We start from the raw sequence: 2,217 nt of genomic DNA on the forward strand, positions 1-2,217 counted from the left end.
ATTCTTTTGCGCTGACAGATAACGTTGCCAGCTTTCCAGCTGGGCGAAACTCACCTGTTGCGCCGTGATGATCCCCCGTTCATCACACCAACGGACGAACTGCATCAGATTCGACTGATAGTGTAGCCGGGTGTCCCGCGTATAACGCAGGGTATCTAGGTGTTCAATGTAATTCTGGATATGTTGTCTGAGTGTAATCGATGCCATGAGAAGCCCTCTGTCTGTGTGAGAAGCACTGTGGTTACGATGGGATAAATTCATGTGGTGGGAACCGTGTTTTTTGAGGTTGTCCGACCGCTTTTCGGTGAAGCCTTTCTGTGTCTGCCTTTGCGATGATGTTGCTATGCCGACCGCCCGCCGACTGAACCCCGACCGGGGGGCGACCGCTGATGGATTGACCCCGACCGGAGAAAGTCATACCTGCCCTGTCACGGCACGATAAGGCCGCACAGGTACGCGGTGTCGCTGTCGTCGCCGTCAAACAGCAGTTCATAGGCGAACGTCAGCCCGCGCCGGTGCAACAGCAGATATTCCATTTCAACCAGCCGGGACAGGTGCACTTTCAGTTGCGTATCGCCCCATTGCACCGCATCGCGCAACTGCTTGCGGGTAAAAATCCTCTCATGCCGTGGCTGACCGCTGTCCCGTATCCATGCCTGTATCAGCAGCAGTAACTTACGGGTCTGTGGCGGCATTTCGTCGAGCGTCCGGCCTAAGATTTCATGCGCAAGCTGGTTGGCTAATTTGATATCGTCTTTGCTGACTTCGATATATTCAAGCCGCTTGCCACGATGCTCAGCGGTTTTGATGTCCCGCTGGTACTGGTGCAACAAGGCGATACTCTGGATCAGGGTGAGATATTTCATATGGTCACGGCGGGTGCGGGTTTTGTCTGACATAAAGGTGAGCTGGCTGGCATACGGATTGACCACATTCAGCGGCTTAAGTAGCCGCTGCACGTTCTGGTGAAGCGCCGTCAGATAGTCGCGCTCATTCTCGGCCAACAAGCCTTCGAGCGTTTGCTTCTGCCGTTGCAGGGCGTGGATCGCTTCGGTCTGCTCGCGGGATTCGTTCACCGTCAGCACCAGACAGCGGTTCAGTAATTCTTCATCCACATCAATGGCGGTCGTCGTTAACATCAGCATCACCGGGCCTTTGACGGTGTAGCTTTTGGTGACCAGGTTTCCGGTCGCTTCATCCTTGCCCGTGCTTGCCATGGTCAGCTCACCGTCCGACTGCAACAGCTTGAGCGCATAGGCAGCCTGCCGCACCCCTTCTTCTTCCGCGATGGCTAATATTTTGTGCTGGAGATTGGTTTCACCGAGGTAGAACAGGCTTTGCCCGGTCATGGCGCTGTACTGGATGCGTTCTTCTTCGGGGATCAGGTTCAAGACGGCATCCATCAGGCTGCTCTTGCCGGCGGCGCTGCTGCTCTGGATCAGGACGGCTAACGGTTTGGGTAATTTTCGGCTCACCGCGGCCAGATAAGCGGCCAACAGATTAGTCGATTCACCGACCACGCCGCAGGCGGCTAAATCCGCGGTGATACGGCTGATGAGTTGGGGATCTTGCAATAACGTCAGGGCAGCCTGCTGCTCATCGGCATTCAGGGAGTTGGCGGTGTGTTCCGTTTCTGCTGCCATCCAAGAACGTTGCTCCAGCACCAGTAACACCCGCCCCAGTTCACGCTTGATCAGCGTATCCGGTAACGCCAGTTCCTGCGCGGCTTGACGCACGAACCCTGTCCGCGCACGGGCGCTCAGGATATCGAGGCTGTCCACGAACAGCGCTCCGCTGTTTCTATCCAGTAACTGTACGTTGATTTTCATGACCGCACCGATTTTCGGGGGTACACCGCGCAGACGCCATTCCTGCCCGTCCTGCCGGATAACGATATCCCCGTTGGCCTCAAGCGTTGTCACCACGCCCGGTTCTGGCACTAAGGCCGCCGTAGAGACGGGGACGGCAATGGCAGCATTTTGGTCTGACAGCGGTGTTTTCGTGGGTTCACCAAGCCATTGCGCGGATTCAAGTAACTGACCGAAGGCATTTTCCGGGTTTGCCACTTCGCAGCTAAACCGATTGGCATCGCGGCCTTCCGGGAATACCACCCGCCAAACATCCAGCCCCATCAGTTGCAACTCTGCCGCCAGTGTTGCCGCCGCTTCATTGCCCGCCTTGTCATTGTCATAGGCGATATGCACCTGCCGGAGTTCA

1 protein-coding gene and 2 pseudogenes are annotated in these 2,217 nt (G+C 56.3%); 1 reads left to right on the top strand and 2 read right to left on the bottom strand.

Annotation, left to right across the window (positions count from 1 at the left end; genetic code table 11):
• A pseudogene (locus AAC855_RS21045) lies at window positions 1-207 on the bottom strand (site-specific tyrosine recombinase XerC); the annotation flags it as partial.
• 52 nt (window positions 208-259) lie between these two features.
• Between AAC855_RS21045 and AAC855_RS21050 the strand changes: the two are divergent.
• Window positions 260-442 carry a hypothetical protein gene (locus AAC855_RS21050; RefSeq protein ID WP_340612098.1) on the top strand — a complete coding sequence of 61 codons (183 nt, stop codon included), beginning with the start codon at window positions 260-262 and terminating at the stop codon, window positions 440-442.
• Here AAC855_RS21050 and AAC855_RS21055 read toward each other — a convergent pair.
• Window positions 432-2,217, bottom strand: a pseudogene (locus AAC855_RS21055) (toprim domain-containing protein); the annotation flags it as partial. The gene AAC855_RS21050 and the pseudogene AAC855_RS21055 overlap by 11 nt on opposite strands.

This window comes from Xenorhabdus bharatensis, from assembly GCF_037996705.1.
GTDB classification, from domain to species: Bacteria; Pseudomonadota; Gammaproteobacteria; order Enterobacterales; family Enterobacteriaceae; genus Xenorhabdus; species Xenorhabdus bharatensis.

Coding starts and splice junctions, on each gene's coding strand:
- AAC855_RS21050 (WP_340612098.1), top strand. CDS start 260: ATGTGGTGGGAACCGTGTTTTTTGAGGTTGTCCGACCGCTTTTCGGTG.